Annotated in this window: 16 protein-coding genes; 10 read left to right on the forward strand and 6 right to left on the reverse strand. The window is 67.5% G+C overall.

The annotated features are described in order from the left end of the window. The first annotated feature begins 78 nt into the window (after window positions 1–78). The 4 genes from araB to arfA all read left to right on the forward strand — a co-directional run bounded on the left by araB (window position 79) and on the right by arfA (window position 5812). Window positions 79–1851 carry a ribulokinase gene (araB, locus tag AC1MDG_RS01200; RefSeq protein WP_479806954.1) on the forward strand — a complete coding sequence of 591 codons (1773 nt, stop codon included), beginning with the start codon at window positions 79–81 and terminating at the stop codon, window positions 1849–1851. Beyond that, the gene (locus AC1MDG_RS01205) at window positions 1848–2528 is read left to right on the forward strand and encodes an L-ribulose-5-phosphate 4-epimerase (protein WP_479806955.1); all 681 of its coding nucleotides are present in this window, start codon (window positions 1848–1850) and stop codon (window positions 2526–2528) included. Before araB ends, AC1MDG_RS01205 begins: the two co-directional genes overlap by 4 nt. Window positions 2529–2560: 32 nt before the next feature. Then, on the forward strand, window positions 2561–4096 hold the full coding sequence (gene araA, locus AC1MDG_RS01210; protein WP_479806957.1) for an L-arabinose isomerase: 1536 nt from the start codon (window positions 2561–2563) through the stop codon (window positions 4094–4096). A 180-nt stretch (window positions 4097–4276) separates the two neighbouring features. Continuing rightward, window positions 4277–5812, forward strand: a complete 1536-nt coding sequence (gene arfA / locus AC1MDG_RS01215; protein ID WP_479806958.1) for an arabinosylfuranosidase ArfA — start codon at window positions 4277–4279, stop codon at window positions 5810–5812. On the opposite strand, the gene AC1MDG_RS01220 is transcribed toward arfA, so the two are convergent. Further along, complete coding sequence (locus AC1MDG_RS01220) at window positions 5809–6873, reverse strand: family 43 glycosylhydrolase (RefSeq protein WP_479806960.1); 1065 nt, start codon at window positions 6871–6873, stop codon at window positions 5809–5811. The two genes, arfA and AC1MDG_RS01220, sit on opposite strands and share 4 nt — an antisense overlap. 147 nt (window positions 6874–7020) lie before the next feature. Here AC1MDG_RS01220 and AC1MDG_RS01225 point away from each other — a divergent pair, with 147 nt between their 5' ends. The 4 genes from AC1MDG_RS01225 (at window position 7021) to efeB (ending at window position 11618) form a co-directional block, all read left to right on the forward strand. Then, complete coding sequence (locus AC1MDG_RS01225; RefSeq protein WP_479806962.1) at window positions 7021–8025, forward strand: LacI family DNA-binding transcriptional regulator; 1005 nt, start codon at window positions 7021–7023, stop codon at window positions 8023–8025. A gap of 131 nt (window positions 8026–8156) precedes the next feature. Further along, on the forward strand, window positions 8157–9011 hold the full coding sequence (gene efeU, locus AC1MDG_RS01230; protein ID WP_479806964.1) for an iron uptake transporter permease EfeU: 855 nt from the start codon (window positions 8157–8159) through the stop codon (window positions 9009–9011). Between the two features lie 31 nt (window positions 9012–9042). Next, entirely contained in the window at window positions 9043–10272 is a 1230-nt protein-coding gene (efeO, locus tag AC1MDG_RS01235) for an iron uptake system protein EfeO (protein WP_479806965.1), read from the forward strand. Next, on the forward strand, window positions 10269–11618 hold the full coding sequence (gene efeB, locus AC1MDG_RS01240; RefSeq protein ID WP_479806966.1) for an iron uptake transporter deferrochelatase/peroxidase subunit: 1350 nt from the start codon (window positions 10269–10271) through the stop codon (window positions 11616–11618). The genes efeO and efeB overlap by 4 nt, the downstream gene beginning before the upstream one ends. On the opposite strand, the gene AC1MDG_RS01245 is transcribed toward efeB, so the two are convergent. The 4 genes from AC1MDG_RS01245 to AC1MDG_RS01260 all read right to left on the reverse strand — a co-directional run bounded on the left by AC1MDG_RS01245 (window position 11611) and on the right by AC1MDG_RS01260 (window position 16489). Beyond that, window positions 11611–12813: a fumarylacetoacetate hydrolase family protein gene (locus AC1MDG_RS01245; protein WP_479806968.1), complete on the reverse strand. Its 1203-nt coding sequence runs from the start codon at window positions 12811–12813 to the stop codon at window positions 11611–11613. The genes efeB and AC1MDG_RS01245 overlap by 8 nt on opposite strands. Continuing rightward, complete coding sequence (locus AC1MDG_RS01250) at window positions 12810–14282, reverse strand: aldehyde dehydrogenase (NADP(+)) (protein WP_479806970.1); 1473 nt, start codon at window positions 14280–14282, stop codon at window positions 12810–12812. Before AC1MDG_RS01250 ends, AC1MDG_RS01245 begins: the two co-directional genes overlap by 4 nt. After that, window positions 14279–15625 (reverse strand): L-fuconate dehydratase, encoded by a 1347-nt coding sequence (locus AC1MDG_RS01255; RefSeq protein ID WP_479806972.1) that lies wholly within the window; start codon window positions 15623–15625, stop codon window positions 14279–14281. The genes AC1MDG_RS01250 and AC1MDG_RS01255 overlap by 4 nt, the downstream gene beginning before the upstream one ends. 135 nt (window positions 15626–15760) lie before the next feature. Beyond that, window positions 15761–16489, reverse strand: coding sequence for a GntR family transcriptional regulator (locus tag AC1MDG_RS01260; RefSeq protein WP_043476933.1), 729 nt, complete (start codon window positions 16487–16489; stop codon window positions 15761–15763). Between the two features lie 244 nt (window positions 16490–16733). On the opposite strand from AC1MDG_RS01260, the gene AC1MDG_RS01265 reads away from it, so the two are divergent. Continuing rightward, on the forward strand, window positions 16734–18074 hold the full coding sequence (locus AC1MDG_RS01265; RefSeq protein ID WP_479806974.1) for an MFS transporter: 1341 nt from the start codon (window positions 16734–16736) through the stop codon (window positions 18072–18074). A gap of 137 nt (window positions 18075–18211) precedes the next feature. Continuing rightward, on the forward strand, window positions 18212–18649 hold the full coding sequence (locus AC1MDG_RS01270) for an SRPBCC family protein (protein ID WP_479806976.1): 438 nt from the start codon (window positions 18212–18214) through the stop codon (window positions 18647–18649). Between the two features lie 76 nt (window positions 18650–18725). Here AC1MDG_RS01270 and AC1MDG_RS01275 read toward each other — a convergent pair whose 3' ends face one another. Continuing rightward, window positions 18726–19688: a 1-phosphofructokinase family hexose kinase gene (locus tag AC1MDG_RS01275; protein WP_479806978.1), complete on the reverse strand. Its 963-nt coding sequence runs from the start codon at window positions 19686–19688 to the stop codon at window positions 18726–18728. Window positions 19689–19733: the final 45 nt, after the last annotated feature.

Here is a 19733-nt window from a genome sequence, read left to right on the forward strand (position 1 = left end):
GACTACTTGACGCAGAACTTGTTAGCGCTCACAATTGGTGAAGCCGGCGCAGATGCGGGCAGGTTACGGGAGGACATCATGGGCGTCACAGGAGACGGCAAAGAACACTACGTTGTCGGCGTGGACTACGGCACGCTGTCCGGGCGGGCCGTGGTGGTTCGCGTCCGGGACGGCAAGGAACTGGGCAGCGGCGTATTTGAGTACCCGCACGCCGTGGTCACCAATGCGCTCCCGGCGGACCTGGCGGACGTACAAGATGGAACAGCCGCTCGGCTCCCCGGGGAATGGGCGCTGCAGGTGCCCAACGATTACCGTGACGTGCTCCGCCGTGCGGTGCCCGCTGCCATTGCCGACGCCGGGATCGACCCCGCGGCCGTGGTGGGCATCGCCACCGACTTCACGGCCTGCACCATGGTCCCGGTCAAGGCCGACGGCACACCGTTGAACGAACTTCCCGGCTTCGCCAACCGGCCGCATGCTTACGTCAAGCTGTGGCGGCATCATGCCGCCCAGCCGCAGGCGGACCGGATCAACGCCCTTGCCGCGGAACGCGGAGAAGCCTGGCTGCCGCGCTACGGCGGGCTCATCTCCTCCGAGTGGGAGTTCGCCAAGGGACTGCAGCTGCTGGAGGAAGACCCGGACGCCTACGCCGCCATGGACCGCTGGGTGGAAGCTGCCGATTGGATCGTCTGGCAGCTCTGCGGCACGTACGTCCGCAACGCCTGCACCGCCGGGTACAAGGGCATCTTCCAGGACGGCCGCTACCCGTCCGAAGAGTTCCTGGCGGCCCTGAACCCGGGCTTCAAGGATTTTGTCAGCACCAAGCTGGAGCACACCATCGGGAGGCTCGGCGACGCTGCCGGCTACTTGACGGCCGAGGCCGCGGCCTGGACCGGGCTGCCGGAAGGTATCGCGGTGGCAGTGGGCAACGTGGACGCCCACGTCACGGCACCCGCGGCGAAGGCGGTGGAGCCCGGGCAGCTGGTGGCCATCATGGGCACCTCCACCTGCCACGTGATGAACGGCGCCGAGCTGCGTGAAGTCCCGGGCATGTGCGGCGTGGTGGACGGCGGAATCGTCGACGGACTGTGGGGCTACGAAGCGGGCCAGAGCGGGGTGGGCGACATCTTCGGCTGGTTCACCGCGAACGGGGTCCCGCCCGAATACCACCAGGCCGCCGCCGAGCAGGGACTGGGCATCCACGAATACCTCACCGAGCTGGCCTCCCGCCAAGCCATCGGCGAACACGGGCTCATTGCCCTGGACTGGCACTCCGGCAACCGCTCCGTGCTGGTGGACCATGAACTGTCCGGCGTGGTGGTGGGCCAGACCCTCGCCACCCGCCCCGAAGACACCTACCGCGCGCTGCTGGAAGCCACGGCCTTCGGCACGCGCACCATCGTGGACGCTTTCCGCGACTCGGGAGTGCCGGTGAAGGAGTTCATCGTGGCCGGCGGCCTGCTCAAGAACAAGCTGCTCATGCAGATTTATGCGGACGTCACCGGCTTGCCACTGTCCACCGTCGGCTCCATCCAGGGGCCTGCTCTGGGCTCGGCCATCCACGCCGCCGTCGCGGCGGGCGAATACCCGGACATCCGCGCTGCCGCAGCGTCTATGGGATCCGAGCCCGGCGGGGTCTATATTCCCATTCCGGAAAATGTTGCTGCCTACGAGGAACTCTTCCGGGAGTACCGCACCCTGCACGACTACTTCGGCCGCGGCACGAACAGCGTGATGCACCGGCTCAAGGCCATCCAGCGCGCGGCCAGGCCGCCGCTTGCGGCCCCCGCTGGACCGGCTGCCACCGAAGCAGCCTCCAATAATCCGGCCGAAGAGGAGGTGTCCGCGTGAGCGACCTCCTGGAAACCATTGCGCAGGTCCGCCGCGAGGTCTGCGAACTGCACGCCGAACTCACCCGCTATGAACTGGTGGTGTGGACGGCCGGCAACGTCTCTGCCCGCGTTCCCGGCCACGAGTTGATGGTCATCAAGCCGTCCGGAGTCTCCTATACGGACCTCACGCCCGAGAGCATGGTTGTCACCGACCTCTACGGCACCCCGGCGGACGGGGAGTGGGGCAATCCGCCGTTCTCGCCGTCGTCGGATACTGCTGCGCATGCATACGTCTACCGGCATATGCCGGAAGTGGGCGGGGTAGTGCACACGCACTCCACTTACGCCACGGCATGGGCGGCCCGTGGCGAGGCCATTCCCTGCGTGCTGACCATGATGAGCGACGAGTTCGGCGGCAGCATCCCGGTGGGCCCGTTCGCGCTGATCGGCGACGACTCGATCGGCCAGGGGATTGTGGAGACGCTGCGGAACTCCACGTCGCCGGCGGTCCTGATGCAGAACCACGGGCCGTTCACCATCGGCAAGGATGCCCGGGCCGCGGTGAAGGCCGCCGTGATGTGCGAGGAAGTGGCGCGCACCGTCCATATCTCCCGCCAGCTGGGCGAACCGCTGCCCATCGACCAGGCCAGCATCAAATCCCTCTATGCCCGCTACCAGAACGTTTACGGCCAGTAGCGCCGGCCGCCCACTTCTTCAGGAGAACCCCCATGAGCAACGCCAACAACACGTCCGCCAACACAACTTCGCTCGGGCAGTATGAGGTCTGGTTCCTTACCGGCAGCCAGCACCTCTACGGTGAGGACGTCCTCAAGCAGGTCGCCGCGCAGTCGCAGGAGATTGCCAACGCGCTGAACGGGTCCCCGGACGTTCCGGTCAAGGTGGTCTGGAAGCCCGTCCTTACGGATTCGGACGCCATCCGCCGCACCGCGCTGGAAGCCAACTCCGACGATTCCGTGATCGGCGTGACCGCCTGGATGCACACTTTCAGCCCGGCCAAGATGTGGATCCAGGGACTGGACCTGCTGCGCAAACCGCTGCTGCACCTGCATACCCAGGCCAACGTTGAGCTGCCCTGGGCGGATATCGACTTCGACTTCATGAACCTCAACCAGGCCGCCCACGGCGACCGCGAGTTCGGCTACATCCAGTCCCGCCTGGGCATCCCGCGCAAGACAGTGGTCGGCCACGTGTCCAACCCCGAGGTCTCGCGCCAGGTGGGCGTGTGGCAGCGCGCTTCCGCCGGCTGGGCCGCCGTCCGCACCCTGAAGCTGACCCGCTTCGGCGACAACATGCGCAACGTGGCCGTCACCGAGGGCGACAAGACCGAGGCGGAGCTCCGCTACGGCGTCTCGGTGAACACCTGGTCCGTGAACGAGCTCGCCGATGCAGTGCACGGCGCCGCTGAGTCCGACGTCGACGCGCTCGTTGAGGAATATGAGCGCCTTTACGACGTAGCGCCGGAACTGAAGGCCGGGGGAGCGCGGCACGAATCGCTCCGGTACAGCGCGCGGATCGAACTGGGCCTGCGTAGTTTCCTCGAGGCCAACGGCTCCGCCGCGTTCACCACCTCCTTTGAGGACCTGGGCGAGCTGCGCCAGCTGCCCGGCATGGCCGTGCAGCGGCTGATGGCGGACGGATACGGCTTCGGCGCCGAGGGGGACTGGAAGACCGCCATTCTGGTCCGGGCCGCCAAGGTGATGGGCTCGGGCCTGCCCGGCGGCGCCTCGCTGATGGAGGACTACACGTATCACCTGGCGCCCGGGCAGGAGAAGATCCTCGGTGCGCACATGCTGGAGGTCTGCCCGTCGCTTACCTCCACCAAACCGCGCGTGGAGATCCATCCGCTGGGCATCGGCGGCAAGGAGGACCCGGTCCGGATGGTGTTCGACACCGACGCCGGACCCGGGGTTGTGGTGGCCCTCTCCGACATGCGCGACCGCTTCCGCCTCGTGGCGAACGCCGTCGACGTGGTGGACCTGGACGAACCGCTGCCCAACCTGCCGGTGGCCCGGGCGCTGTGGTCTCCCAAACCGGACTTCGCGACGTCCGCCGCGGCCTGGCTGACCGCCGGTGCAGCGCACCACACGGTGCTGTCCACCCAGGTGGGCATGGACGTATTCGAGGACTTCGCCGAGATTGCGAAGACCGAGCTCCTGACCATCGACGAGGGCACCACCATCAAGCAGTTCAAGAAGGAACTGAACTGGAACGCGGCGTATTACAAGCTGGCCGGCGGGCTGTAGGGGGTCCAGCTCAGGCGGTCCCCGCGGCCGCGGCGGCCGTTCAGCAAGCCCGCATCCGTAACGGATGCGGGCTTGCGCGGTTAAGCCGGACGAGGCCCGGACCGGCCTTGACGGATCCGGGATGAACGCTAACAATTATCTTCTATAACGTTGTAGAGAACGAGAAAACGAGGATGTTACGTGGGCACCACCGAACCGACCACCGCCAAGATCACCCTGGACCCCGCCTTCGCCGTAGGCCCGGTCCGGCGCCGCACCTTCGGTGCCTTCGTGGAGCACCTTGGCCGCTGCGTCTACACCGGCATCTTCGAGCCGGGCCACCCGAAAGCCGACGACGACGGCTTCCGGACCGACGTCCTGGAGCTCACCCGCGAACTGGGCGTGTCCACGGTCCGCTATCCCGGCGGGAACTTCGTCTCGGGCTACCGCTGGGAGGACGGCGTGGGGCCGGTGGAGCAGCGGCCGGCGCGGCTGGACCTGGCCTGGCACTCCACCGACCCCAACCATGTGGGCGTGGACGAGTTCGCCAAGTGGTCCGCCAAAGCGGGCGTCGAACCGATGATGGCCGTGAATCTGGGCACGCGCGGTACGCAGGAAGCCCTGGACCTGCTGGAGTACTGCAACGTCGACGGCGGGACGGCGTTCTCCGACCAGCGCCGGGCCAACGGGGCCGAAAACGGCTATGGCATCACAATGTGGTGCCTGGGCAACGAGATGGACGGCTTCTGGCAGATCGGCCACAAGAACGCCACCGAATACGGCCGGCTCGCTGCCGATACTGCCCGCGCCATGCGGATGGTGGACCCCGGCCTGGAGCTGGTGGCCTGCGGCAGCTCCGCCCCGAGCATGCCCACGTTCGGCGAGTGGGAGCGCGTGGTCCTCACCGAAACCTACGACCTCGTGGACCTGATCTCCGCCCACCAATATTTCGAGGACTTCGGCGATCTGCAGGAGCACCTCTCGTCCGGGCACCGGATGGAGGCGTTCATCAAGGACATCGTGGCGCACATCGACCATGTGAAGTCGGTCAAGAAGTCCGCCAAGCAGGTGAACATCTCCTTCGACGAGTGGAACGTCTGGCACATGAGCCGCGACGAATCGAAGTCGCCCACCGGCAAGGACTGGCCCGTGGCCCCCGTGCTGCTCGAGGACCGCTACACCGTGGCGGACGCCGTGGTTGTCGGCGACCTCCTCATCACGCTGCTCCGCAACACCGACCGCGTCCACTCCGCCAGCCTGGCGCAGCTGGTCAATGTCATCGCCCCGATCATGACCGAACCCGGCGGCCGCGCCTGGAAGCAGACCACCTTCCACCCGTTTGCCCTGACCTCGGAGCACGCCAGGGGCACGGTGCTGCAGCTCGCCGTCGAATCCCCGCTCCTCAGCGGCGGCAAGACCGCGGACTTCGCCGCGCTGTCCGCCGTGGCCACTTTCGATGAGGCATCCGGGGAGGCCGTGGTGTTTGCCGTGAACCGCTCGGCGACGGAACCGCTCGCGTTGGACGCCGCCGTCGCCGGGCTGGGGAACGCGAAGGTTGTCGAGGCAGTCACCTACGCCAACAAGTACCCATACTGGCAGGCGACGGCGGATGACTCCACCTCGGTGCTGCCCGGCGAAAACGTCAGTGTAAAGCTCGACGGCGGCCGGCTCACCGCCGAGCTCCCTGCGGTGTCGTGGAGCATGATCCGCCTGGCTGTCGACAGGGCGGGCAGCTAGTGCCCAAGCAGCGCCGGGTCTAGGTGAACGGGGGCGTCCAGGTCGCGTGTGCAGACCAGGACGTCCCCTTCCACATGCAGCCGTGCCGCGTGGATGCTGGTGCGCTGCTCCCGGACCGCCCGGGCCGGATCTTCCAGGCCGTTGGCCATCTCGGTGTCCTGCCACTCCGGATGCGTGAAGTAGAAGATGTAGGCGTGGTGGCCCTGGGTGACCACATCCGCGTGCCGCCCGTAGGTGGCGTCGTCCGCTCCGGTGCCGGGGGTGTCCAGGATGAGGCCGCCGTTGGCCTCCTGCCGGGTCCACGTGAGGCCGTCGGCCGAGCGGTGCACGGCCTGGCCGCGCCACTCATCCACCACCATCCAGTACCAGCCGCCCAGCCGGAACACGTTGGGACCTTCGTGGGCGGGCAGCCCGATCACCTGGCCCTCGGCCCGCCAATGACCGTCGGAACCCATGCGTCCGGCGCGCCCGACGGCGGTGCTGCCGCTGCTGCCGCCGCCGTCGTCCGTTTCTTCCCGGAGGGCCGTTTCTTCCCACACCGCCGACCAGGTGGTGGAGCCGTCCACCTCGTCCTTGAACCACAGGCGCAGCCGGCCGTCCGCCACCACGGCGAAGGCAGCGTCAATGACGTTTTCGGAGCCGACGTCCACCCGGCCCGCGAACTCCCACTGCTCCAGGTCGGGGCTGGTGAAGGGCACCAGGCGACGCCTGGTCTGCTCGGCCCAGGTGCCCGGAGCGCCCGCGCCCCAGGTCAGGAACATGTGATATTCGCCGTCATGCCACACCACCTCCGGCGCCCAGTGGGTATTCAGCCCGGGGGAGTCTTCCGGATCGAGCCCCTCCGCCACGCCGCGGTACTGCCAGGTGGCTCCGGCATCGTTGGAGACGGCAATTCCGATCCGGGTGCCGGTGATCCAGTCCACGCCGTCTGTGGTGAGGGTGGCGCGGCGGGCCGTGTAGAACATCCACCACTCGCCGGTGCCGCGGCGGTGGATGACGGCGGGATCGGCCGCGCCGTCGAACACGGGGCAGCGGAAGAGAGGGGAATGGGCAAGGGGCATGGCTGTTCCTTCGGGACTCGCTGGCGGAGGCCGGGTGGGACGGTTCGGCCGGGCCTAGCCTATAGCTTGTACAAGCTATGGACAGGGCAAAAACCGCGCTGGTCTGCAACGATGTAGCTGAAAGTGTTGCCGGGAAGGGAATCACCTGTGGCTGTGACCATGAACGACGTTGCGCGCGCGGCCGGCGTCTCGCTGAAGACCGTGTCCAACGTGCTCAACGAGTACGAGTTCATCCGGCCGGCCACGAAGCAAAAGGTGCTGGATGCCATCGCGGAACTGGGTTACGAAGCCAACCTGACGGCGCGCAGCCTGCGCTCCGGGAAGACCCGCATGCTGGGGCTGGTATTGTCCGACCTCTCCATCCCCTACTACGCTGAGCTCGCGTCCCGGCTGATGAATGTCGCAGCCGGCCGCGGGTACCGCGTCCTGGTGGAGCAGTCCGGGGCCACTGCTGCGCACGAGTTGAGCGCCCTGCAGGGTCCGTTTCGGCAGCTCACGGACGGGCTGCTGTTCACCCCGCTGACCCTTGATGCCGGGACCATTGCCGCGCACCGGGGCGCCAAGCCGGTGGTGATGCTGGGGGAGCACATCGCGGACCTGCGGTTCGACCTGGTGACCATGAAGAACGCCGAGGCGGCGGCTGCAATCACCGCCCATCTCCTCGCAGGCGGCCGGCGCCGCATCGCCGTCCTCGGCGCCGCGGCAGGCGACACTACGGACAGTCCCGGCCTGCGCCTGAACGGCTACCGTCAGGCACTAAAAGCGGCGGGAGTGGAATTCGATCCCGCCCTGGTGGTGGAGTGCGACTGGCGGCGCGACGGCGGCGCCTCGGCTGTGGGCGGACTGCTCGGCAGCGGCGTCCCGTTCGACGCGGTCTGTGGCCTGAACGATGCCATAGCGCTGGGCGCGCTGCACGAACTCCTGATCCGCGGTATTCAAGTACCTGACGACGTTGCAGTGGCAGGCTTCGACGACATCGAGGAAGCCCGCTTCGCGTCGCCATCCCTCACCACGGTGTCGCCCGGCATGGCGGAAATCGCCGAGAGGTCCATCGCATTGCTCATCGACAGGATCGAAGGCGCGGAGCGGGCCGCCGAAGGCCTCCGCATCGAGGCCGGTTTCGAGCTGAAGATCCGGGATTCGGCGCCTTAGGGCGAGGCCCGGCCGGCCCAGCGTAACGTTCGGCTAATTAGCGCACGTTTGGTTTGCTTAATTCTCGAGCTTGGGTGATCCTCGTATGAGGCAAGCCTAACCTTGGCTCCGATAATTGAGGCTCTACGTTCATGACCGCAAACTATTTGATCGGCCTGCGCGAAGGCCTTGAGGCGACACTCATCGTCGTGCTCCTGATGGCATATCTCCTCAAGACCGGACGGCAGCACCTGCTGCCCAGGCTGTGGGCGGGCGTCGCAGTGGCCGTCGCCGTGTCCGCAGGGTTCGGGGCGCTGCTCACCTTCGGTCCGCGCGGTCTCACGTTCGAGGCGCAGGAAGCCATCGGCGGCAGCCTCTCCGTAGTGGCCGTGGCACTGGTGACCTGGATGGTCTTCTGGATGGCCCGTACCGCCCGCACCCTCGGTACCGAACTCCGCTCGCAAGTGGACAGGGCGGCAGGCGGCGCCGGCTGGGGGCTGGCCGTCGTCGCCGCGCTGGCTGTGGGCCGGGAGGGCCTTGAAACTGCGCTCTTCCTGTGGGCGGCCGCCCAGGCCACCGGAGAGTCGGCAACACCGCTCTTCGGCGCGCTGCTGGGGCTGGCCACCGCCGTCCTGCTCGGATTCCTGCTCCACCGCGGAGTCCTCAGGATCAACCTCGGAGCGTTCTTCACTTGGAGCGGCGCCGCGCTCGTCGTCATCGCCGGGGGCGTGCTTGCCTACGCCGTCCATGACTTCCAAGAGGCCGGGATCCTCCCGGGACTCCACAGCCTGGCCTTCGACGTTTCGGCGGCCATCCCGCCGTCGTCCTGGTACGGGACCGTACTTAAGGGCACCCTGAACTTCTCACCTGCCACCACGTGGCTGGAAGCGGCGGCATGGCTGCTGTACGTCCCGGCCGTGCTGTTCTTCTACCTTCGCTCCAACCGCCGCGGCCGCGCATCGTCGCAGCCGGACACCGCCGCCCGGGCTGCCGTCGCGGCCTCCTGACCCCCACTCCCACACCCCAAAGGACCACCCAATGCCCAGCCCCAGCCTGCCCGAATTCGACCGCTCAGCATCAGCCCGCACGCCGGGGCGCCGCTACGGCGCGGCCAGCCGCCTGGCCGCGGCAGCCGCCGTCGCCGTCCTTCCGCTGACACTGGCCGCCTGCACGGACAACGCAGCGCCGTCGTCCTCGGCCGGCGCCGCAGGTCCCATCCAGGTCACCAGCACCGGCGACGCCTGCAAGGTGTCCACGGCGTCCGCGAAGAGCGGAAACCTCACCTTCGCCGTCCAGAACGACGGCGAGCAGGTCACCGAGTTTTACCTGCTGGCGGAAGACGGCCTGCGGATCCTGGGCGAAGTGGAAAACATCGGGCCCGGCCTGTCCCGGAACCTGGTGGTCACGGTCCCCGCCGGGAAATACACCACGGCCTGCAAGCCCGGCATGGTGGGTGACGGCATCCGGGCCGGCTTCGACGTGACCGAATCCGGCAGCCAGCCCGCGGTGGACAGCGACCTGAAGGCGCTCAGCGACCAGGGGACGGCCCAGTACGTGGCCTACGTCAAGGACCAGACCGAACAGCTGCTGGCCGGTACCAGGAAGTTTGCCGAGGCCTACGCGGCCGGCGATGCCGCCACCGCAAGGAATCTCTACGCCGCAACGCGCATGCACTGGGAGCGTGTCGAGCCGGTGGCCGAGTCATTCGGCGACCTCGATCCCAAGCTGGACGCCCGCGAAGCGGACCTGGCCGAAGGCGAAGTATGGACCGGCTGGCACCGCGCCGAAAAGGACCTGTTCCCGCCGGCCGGATTCCAGCCGCTGAGCGCCGCGGACCGCGAAAAGCTCGCAGCCCAGCTGGTGGCTGACACGGAAGAGCTGGCCACCCGCACCCGGACCGTGGAGCTCACTGCCGACAAGCTGGGCAACGGCGCCAAGGAACTGCTGGACGAAGTGGCCACCGGCAAGGTCACGGGTGAAGAGGAAATCTGGTCCCACACCGACCTGTGGGACTTCCAGGCCAACTTGGACGGCGCACGGATCGCCTTCGAAAACCTCAAGCCTGTGCTGGAGCAGAAAGACCCGGAGCTTGCCAAGAGCCTCGACACCAAATTCGCTGCGCTGCAGGCCGAGCTGAAGACCCATGCCAAGGGTGAGGGCTTTGCCTACTACAACGAGCTGAGCCCCGAGCAGGTGCAGCGCCTCGCCGCCCTGGTGGACTCCCTCGGCGAGCCGCTGTCCAACCTCACCGCGGCAGTCGTACTGTGAGCGGCTGCCCTTTCAGCGGCGGCCAGGACGGGGTTGAACGGGACGCGTCCCAAGCTAACCCGGTTGCGGGGCGCGGGGTTTCACGGCGTGGCCTGCTCTCCTTCGCCGGCGTCGGGGGCGCCGGGGCACTCGCCGGTCTCGCCGCCGGGCTGTGGGGGCGTGACGCCGTTTTCGCGGCCGAGCCTGCCGCCGTGGAACCGGCCGCTGACACCGTCCCCTTCCATGGGGAACGCCAGGCCGGAATTACGACGGCGGCGCAGGACCGCCTGCACATGGCCGCCTTCGATGTCATCACCGAGGACCGCGACGAGCTGATTCGGCTCCTCAAAGACTGGACCTCCGCCGCGGAGGCCATGACACAGGGCCGCGAAACGGGTGAAACCGGGGCGGCAGGCGGCTCCTATGACGCCCCGCCGCAGGACACCGGCGAGGCCATGGGCCTTAGCGCCGGCAAGCTCACCGTGACCTTCGGCTTCGGTGCCAGCCTGTTCGAAAAGGACGGGAAAGTGCGGTTCGGACTTGAGGGCCGGCGGCCGGATGCCCTCATCGACCTGCCGCATTTCCCGGGCGATGACCTGCAGGCGGGACGCAGCGGCGGAGACATCATTGTGCAGGCCTGTGCCGACGATCCGCAGGTTGCCGTGCACGCCATCCGCAATCTGGCCCGGCTGGGGTTCGGGAAGGTCCGCGTCCGCTGGTCCCAGCTGGGCTTCGGACGCACGGCCTCCACATCGCGGGCGCAGCAGACGCCCCGCAACCTGTTCGGGTTCAAGGACGGCACCAACAACCTCAAGGTCGAAGACACTGAGCTGCTGGAGAACCATGTCTGGGCTGAGGCGGGCACCCGTCCCGGGGAGGCCTGGATGGAGGGCGGAAGCTACCTGGTGGCCCGCCGCATCCGCATGCACATCGAGATCTGGGACCGGACGTCCCTGGGCGAGCAGGAAGCCCTGATCGGACGGACCAAGGCCGAGGGCGCCCCGCTGTCCGGCGGCAAGGAATTCACCGCCCCGGACTTCAGCATCAAGGGCAAGGACGGCAAGCCCCTGATGGGCATGGATTCACATGTCCGGCTCGCCCACGCAGACCAGAACGGCGGCATCCGGATGCTGCGCCGCGGGTACAACTACACGGACGGGTCAGACGGACTGGGGCACCTGGACGCCGGGCTGTTCTTCATCGCCTTCGTCAAGGACCCGCGCACGCACTACGTGCCCATGCAGATGGCGATGGCCAAGCAGGACACCCTGGCCGTGGAGTACCTCAAGCACACCGGCTCCGCCCTGGCCGCGGTGCCGCGGGGCACGGGGCCCGGCGGCTTCATCGGAGAAGGCCTCTTCAGCTGACGCCGGCGGCGCCTACAGCCGAAGCGGAGCGCTCCGGCGCGGCGAGGTAGGCGAACAGCTGACGCAGCCCGAAGTGCCACCGCGGCAGCTCTTCGGCGGCACCCACCGTGTTGATGAGGGCCCCGAGGTGGCGGCTGCTGATGGTGACCACGTCCCCCATCTTGTGGGTGAAGCCCTGCCCGGGTTCGTCCCGGTCCTGCGTGGGCGCGAACAGTGTGCCCGTAAACAGCGCGAAACCGTCCGGGTACTGGTGGTGCCTGCCGAAGGTCGCGGCCACCAGCTCCTCGAACGGCCGGCTGATCCGGGCCACGGTGTTCCTGCCTTCCAGCAGGTACCCGTCTGAGCCCTCCACCCGGAGCAGGATCTCTTCCTGCCGCAGGGTCTCGAGCGTGAACCCGCCGTCGAACAGCCGGATCAGCGGCCCCAGCGAGCTGGAGGCGTTGTTGTCCTTGGCCTTGCCCAGCAGCAGCGCACTTCGTCCTTCAACATCGCGGAGGTTCACATCGTTGCCGAGTGTCGCGCCAACAACCTTGCCCGTGGACGTGGCAATCAGTACGAGCTCCGGCTCCGGGTTGTTCCAAGAGGAGAACGCAGGAATTCCGATGCCGGCACCCAGGCCCACCGAAGAAAGCACCGGTGCCTTGGTGAAGACCTCGGGGTCGGGACCGATGCCCACCTCGAGGTACTGCGACCACAGCCCTTCGGCCATGAGCACCCGCTTGGCTTCGGCGGCCTCGGGGGAGCCCGGCCGTACCTCGCCGATACTTCCGCCGAGTGCCCTGCCCACAAGCTCCCGCATCTCGGTGGCCCGGCCGGCGTCCCCGCCGCAGCGCTCCTCGATGACGCGCTCGATCATGCTGTCCACGAACGTCACTCCGCAGGCCTTGATGACCTGGAGGTCAACGGGGGCCAGCAGGTGCGGCCGCGTTGTGTCCCGCGCCAGAGACGCCTCGACGACGTCCGCGGTCTTCCAGCGCGGCTCGGACATGGCGGAACGGACGTCCGCAGCGGGTTCGGAACGTTCCAGCAGTTCGGATACCGTGCCGGCGAGGTGCTGCAGGTCGAACACGTCCCTGCCTTGCACGGCCACTACCCGCGGTCCGGAGCTTTCCACGTCCCAGAGGCGGCCGATGAGGAGGGCGTCCTCCGCGTCCTCCGGAAGGACAGTTGCGGGCGACGCCGGCAGCGCCGTCACAGCCGACCCTCCGGCAGTGCGGACGGGCGGCGCCAGACGCCGTCGACCCTTTGTGGGACGTTCCACGGGTTTGCATCCTGCAGCGGCTCGGGCAGCCGCGGCTGCGGGAAGGACTGGAAGGCCACTGGCCGCAGGAACCGCCGGATGGCGGCCGTCCCCACGGAGGTGGTGCCCGACGTCGTAGCGGGGTACGGGCCACCGTGGTGCTGGGCGTAACTGACGGTCACTCCCGTCGGCCAGCCGTTCCAGAGCAGGCGCCCGCTGATGTCCGCGAGCCTGCCGGCAAGCTCGGCGACGTCGTCCTCGGGTTCCGCCTGCAGGGTGGTGGTCAGCTGGCCCTCCAGGAGCCCGGCAAGGGCGCCGAGTTCGGATTCGTCGTTGTACTCCACCACCAGGCTGGCCGGCCCGAACATCTCCTGGCGGAGGATGCCGGGGTCCCGGCGGACGGCATCGGCCGTGGTCAGCAGGACGGTGGGTGCCGGCGCCTCGGCGAAGTCGCCGTCCAGCAACACCTGCACGCCTGCGGTGTCCCGCAGGTCAGCAACTGCCTGCCGGAACCCTTCATGCAGCCGTCCGCTGAGCAGCTGCGCCGGGGCGAAGTCCGCGAGGGCGGTCCGGAGTTCGTCCCGTACCTTCTCAGTTTCTCCTGCTGGGACGAAGAGCACACCCGGCTTGGTGCAGAACTGACCCATTCCCAGGGTGAAGGAGCCGGCATAGCCGGCCAGGATCTCCTCGCGGCGCGCGGACCAGGCGTTGCCGGTGACGAAAACGGCATTGATGCCGCCCAGTTCGCCAAAGAACGGGATCGGCTCGGGCCGCGCAGCTGCGCGGTCGAACAAAGCCCGCCCGCCCGCCGTCGAACCCGTGAACCCGATGGCCTTCACCAGCGGGTGGTCAACCAGTGCCTCCGCAGCCTGGCGGCCGGTGACCAGGGAGAAGAGTCCCGACGGCGCCCCCGCGCCCTCGAGTGCCGTGGCAACGGTTTCGGCGGTGCGGACCGCAAGTTCCCGGTGTCCGTCGTGCGCCTTGTGGACGACGGCGCAGCCGGCCGCCAGGGCTGACGCGGAGTCACCGCCCATCACGCTGAAGGCGAAGGGGAAGTTGGACGCCCCGAAGACACCCACCACGCCGAGCGGCACGTTGTAGCGGCGAAGGTCCGGCCGCGGCCCCATGCCCCAGGCGGCATCTTCGTGGTCGATCGTCGCGTCGAAGTGCTCGCCGCGGCGGATCTCGTCGGCGAAGAGCCGGAGCTGGAAGACGGTGCGCTTCAGCTCGCCCTGGAGCCGCGGACCGGCGAGATGGGTTTCCGCGGCCGCGGTCTCAACGAGGACCGCGGCGTCGCCTTCCAGGCCGGCGGCTACCGCTTCTAGCCATGAGGCCCGTGTTCCGGGACCTGCCAGGCGGGCCTTTTCGAAGGCTGCGTGGGCGGCCTCGACGGACGCGTTCAGCTGGCCGGCGGTGGTGTTCATCGGCCGGCTCCGGCAGGTGCAAGGCTGGCGCCGGTGACGGCGGCACGGTTTCCCACTTCAAGCCACCCTGCGCCGGAGGGGAATTCCCAGCGCGTCCGGGAGGCGCTGAGCATCTCGGCCCCGGTGCCCGGGCGTTCCGGGGCGGCATAGCGTCCGCCGGCGATCCGGACCGGTTCGGCGAAGTGTTCATGCAGGTGGTCCACGTATTCGATCATGCGGCCGTCCTGGCTTCCGGTGATGGCGGCGTAGTCGAAGAAGGAGAAATGCTGGACCAGTTCGCACAGGCCAACGCCGCCGGCATGCGGGCAGACCGGGACGCCGAACTTGGCGGCGAGCAGCAGGTTGGCGATGTTTTCGTTGACGCCGCCCACCCGGGTGGAATCCAGCTGCAGGACGTCGATGGCCCCTGCCTGCAGCAGCTGCTTGAACACAATGCGGCTGGCTACGGCCTCGCCGGTGGCGACGCGGACCGGGGCTACTCCCTTCCGGATGTCCGCATGCCCCAGGATGTCATCTGTGCTGGTGGGCTCTTCGATCCAGAAGGGGTTGAACTCGGCCAGCTGGTTGACCCATTCGATCGCCTCGGACACTTCCCAGCGCTGGTTGGCATCAATGGCGATGGGGAGGTTGCCCACGGCCTGCCTGGCGAGGGCCATGCGGCGGCGGTCGTCAGCGATGTCGCCGCCCACCTTGAGCTTGATCATGGAGAACCCGGCGGCGGCGGCCTCCTTGCTGAGCCGGACGAGCTTCTCGTCGCTGTAGCCCAGCCACCCCGGCGAGGTGGTGTAGGCGGGGTAGCCATCCGCCCTGAGGGAGGCGATCCGTGCGGACTTGCCGTCCTGGCCTGCCCGGAGGATGTCCAGTGCCTGCTGCGGGTCCAGTGCGTCGCGGATGTGGGTGAAGTCGACGACGTCCACGATCTCTTCCGGGGACATCTCGCTCAGGAGCAGCCAGAGCGGTTTGTTCTCGCGGCGGGCGCGGATGTCCCAAAGGGCGCTGACCAGCGCGCCGGCCGCCATCTGGGTAACGCCCTTTTCCGGGCCGAGCCAGCGGAGCTGGGAATCGTGGATGAGGCGCTTGGAGGCGTTGCCCAGGTCGTAGATCAGTTCATCGATGTCCCGGCCCCGGAGAAGGGCTGCGTAGGAGTTGATGGCTGCCGTGAGGATCTCGTTGCCGCGGCCGCAGCTGAACACAAAGCCGTGGCCTTCATCGCCCGCATCGGTGCGGATGACGACGTAGGCGGCGGAGTAGTCGGGGTCAACGTTGACCGCGTCGGAGCCATCGAGTTCCAGCGATGTGGGAAAGCGGACGTCCTGGGTGGTGATGGAAGTGATGGAAGGCATGGATCTCTTCTCTCGCATTGATCTGGAGGGTGTGCATGATTTCCTATATGAATTTCAACAATCATATAGGAACTGTGATCCAGATCAAGTGCCGAGGGTAAAAAGGAGCCCCGGCCGAGGGGCCGGGGCTTGGATCTAATCCACGATGTGCCGCCTGGGCGGGCCGCCGTCCTGCAGCGGCGCGAGGTCGGCGTGGCCTTCGAAGGCCTGGGCGAAGCGGGCGAAGGAGTTGCGGATGTGCTCCGCCATGGCCGCTTCGGCCAGCTCGGGCTGGCAGGCTTTGATGGCTTCGCGGACCGCCGAATGTTCCGCCACGGTAATGGCGCCGTCCACGTCTGCCGGATAGAGGCGGAAGGTGTGCAGGTGGCAGTGCGTCTGTGCGAAAGCGTGGCGGACTACGGTGTTGCCGGCCGCGGCAAGGATCGTGTCGTGGAAGCGGGTGTCATGGGCTACCAGGTCCTGCCGCAGGTCACCCGCGGACTTCATGGCGCCGCGGAACGCTGCGATTTCCTTCTCGAGGGCGGCCGCGGGGTTGGCCAGCCGGTCTATGGCGGCCGAGCGTGCAGCCCAGGGCTCCACCAGAAGCCGGAACTCAAAGAGTGAGCGCAGTTCGGCCAGGTCCAGGAGCGGCGTGGTGCTGTATCCCCGGCCGGGGTTGTAGACCACGAGATTGTCCCCTTCGAGCCGCTGCAGCACTTCGCGCACCGGCGTTTGCGATACGCCCAGCCTCCGCGACACGGCGTCGATGTTGATCCGGGTTCCGGGTGCGATTTCGCCTTCGAGGATGGAGGCGCGCATGGACGAATACACGTCGCTGACCGCCGCTTTGCCGCGGGAGATGTCGGAAGACTGACGTGGGGGCACGCGCTGACCTCTTAGTGGTGGTTGGGGTTGTCGTTCGGGTGGGAGTCGCTGGGGGAATCATATTCCACGGGACCTACAGTCGCCCCGGCGGGCGTTGCTTCGGGCGATTTTTGGGGGGGGCTTGATCTGGATCACGTTTTCTATATGATTAACCAGATTCCTATATGATTTGGCATCGATATCTTCGGTGTCTTCCCCCGGTGCCACAGGCACCCGAAGCCATGTTCACGTCGAAGGAGACCACATGACTGCGCTCGGAAGTAAAGTTGCCAGTACGTCATCGCCTAAAAATCCCCGCAGCATGACCCGCAAGCGCTGGGTCATTATCTGGCTTGCCTTCATCGGGTTGAGCATCAACTACCTGGACCGCTCCAGCCTCAGCGTTGCCCTGCCTTTCATGGGCAAGGACTTCGAACTCACCGCCACCCAGCAAGGCCTCATTTTTGCGGCCTTCTTCTGGGCCTACGACTTCTGCCAGCTGGCTGCCGGCTGGTACGTGGATAAAGTCGGGCCGCGCCGGTCGTTTTCGCTGGCGGCCGTCTGGTGGTCCGTCTTCACCATGGTGACCGCCGCGGCGACGAACTTCTGGTCCCTGTTTGCAGCCCGGTTCCTCCTGGGTGTGGGCGAAAGCCCTGCGCCCAGCACCGCTGCCAAGGTGGTGGCCACCTGGTTCCCGGTCCGTGAACGGGCTTTCGCCACCAGTATTTGGGACTCGGGTTCCCGCGTGGGGGCCGTGATCGCGCTGCCCATCGTTACCCTGATCGTGGCGCTGACCTCATGGCATGCTGTGTTCATCATCATCGGCGTGGCGGGCCTCATCTGGGCCGCCGTCTGGTGGAAGGTGTACCGCAGCCCCCAGGAGCACCCCGGCGTCAACGCCGCCGAGGTGGCCTACATCGAGGAAGGCGGTGCCCGCGGCGAAGGCAGCGATGACGCCAATGCCGCCAAGCTCCCCTGGCGCTCACTCTTCAAGTACCGGACCATCCTCAGCATGATGTTCGGCTTCTTCTGCCTGAACAGCGCCATTTACTTCTTCATCACCTTCTTCCCGAGCTACCTCGTCAAGGAGCGCGGATTCGACCTGCTCAAGCTCGGCTTCTTCGGCGCCATTCCGGGTATCTGCGCGGTGCTGTGCGGCTGGCTGGGCGGATACCTGGCCGACCGCGCCGTCCGCGCCGGCGCATCCGTCACCAAGGTCCGGAAGACCGCCATCGCCGGCGGCCTCGCAGGTGGTTCGGTGATCATGTTTGCCGCCCTCGTGCCGGAAGCCTGGATGGCCCTGGCGCTGCTCTCGGTCGCCTACTCAAGCCTCACCGTCGCAGCGACCGGCATCTGGTCGCTGCCCGCGGACGTCGCCCCGAGTTCCAGGCACGTCGGATCCATCGGCGGACTGCAGAACTTCGCCTCCAACCTGGCCGGGATCTTCACCCCGATCCTGATCGGCGTGCTGGTGGACCAGACCGGTTCCTTCGTGGCCCCGCTGGCGGTCATCGGAGCAGTCTCGCTCGTGGGCGCCGCAAACTACCTCTTTGTCATGGGCAAGATTGAGCCCCTGAAGGTCAAAGAGCCCGTAGCCGTGGTGTAACCGTAGAAAGGACGGCGGCAACCCGGAGGGGTTTGCCGCCGTCCTTTTGGCACTTGCCCCGGCGCCGTAACGCCTGCGGCTGATCGTGGCACCTTGCCGTAGCCTGAGTCGAAAAGGCGCAAGGGGAGGCAACAGGCATGGTTGACGTAGTGGTGGAAACCGAGATCCGCCGCCCCCGCGGAGTGGTGGCGGCCTTTGCCGCCGATCCGGAGAACGCTTCGGCTTGGTACGCGAACATCAAGGCAGTCAGCTGGGAGTCGTCTCCGCCCTTGGCGGTGGGATCGAAGGTGGCCTTCAGGGCGCAGTTCCTGGGCAAGACCCTGGAGTACCTCTACGAATTCACCGAGCTGGACCCCGGCCGAAAGGTCGTCATGCGCACGGCTCAAGGCCCCTTCCCCATGCAAACCACTTACACGTGGTCGGATTCGGGAAGCGATGCCACGCGGATGACCCTGCGAAACACCGGGAAACCCGCCGGTTTCTCCGCTGTCGCGGGCCTGGTGATGGCCCCCATGATGCGCCGCGCCATGCGCAAGGACCTCGCGAAGCTGAAATCCCTTCTGGAAGCCGACTGACCGCAGCCAACGGTTTCCTTCCGGCCGCATTTCCGCTTTCGCCGAAGTATCGGACGGATGCGAACGTCCCGGCCGGTCAGGTCGCTGTGTTGGCGAGCTCAGCCTCCAGGCGTTCCACGTCGGCCCGGTGGCACAGTTCGGTGGCAGGCGTCATGACCGTGGCACTTCCGGCGGCCACGGCGGCCCGGAAAGCCGCTTCAAGCGGGCGGCCCTGGGCGAGCCGGAGCACAAAAGCGCCGAGGAAACTGTCCCCGGCTCCCACCGTGCTGACCACCGGCACGTCCGGCACGGTGAGCCGGATGAGGCCGGATTTCGACGCAAGCAGGGCACCGGACCCGCCGAGCGTGAGGGCGACGTGTTCCGCAGCTCCGTCAGCAACGAGGGCGGACGCCGCGTCCACCTGGCTCTGCTCACTGTCGAGGGCGGCGCCGAAGTGCGCTCCCAGTTCGCGGAGGCTTGGCTTGACCATGAACACTCCAGCGGCCAGCGCCTCGGTGAGTGCCGGCCCGGAGGCGTCAACGACGCAGTGGGCACCCGCCTGCCGCGCCAGGCGGGCAACCCTTGCATAGAAGTCGTCCGGGACTCCCGGCGGGAGGCTGCCGCTGGCCACCACGTAGCCGCCCGCCGACATGGACGCGGCAACAAGGTCCAGGCAGGCCTGCCATTCCGGTTCCCTGAGCTCCGGGCCCTGGAGCACGAACCGGAACTGTTTCCCGGTGGACGTCTCATCAACGGTGAAGTCCTGACGGGTGCTCCCTTGGATGGGGACCGCCAGCGTCGGGATGCGCTCGGCCTCGATGAGCCGGCGGTAGGCGTCCCCGGTGGGTCCGCCCGCAGTGTACACCGCCAGGGTTTGTCCGCCGAGGCGCTGGATGACACGTGCCACGTTGATGCCTCCGCCGCCCGGGTCGAGGCGGCTTGCGCCGCACCTGAGCTTATGGCCGCTGCTGACCTGTTCGGTTGAGGTGCTGATGTCCAAGGCCGGATTCACCGTCAGGGTGAGAATCGGCTTACTGCCCAACTGCTGTGAGGCGTCCATGGCCCCAGCTTAGGAGACGCGGGGACCTGAAGGGCTGACGGCCAC

This window comes from Arthrobacter sp. AIWTK1 (assembly GCF_056680535.1).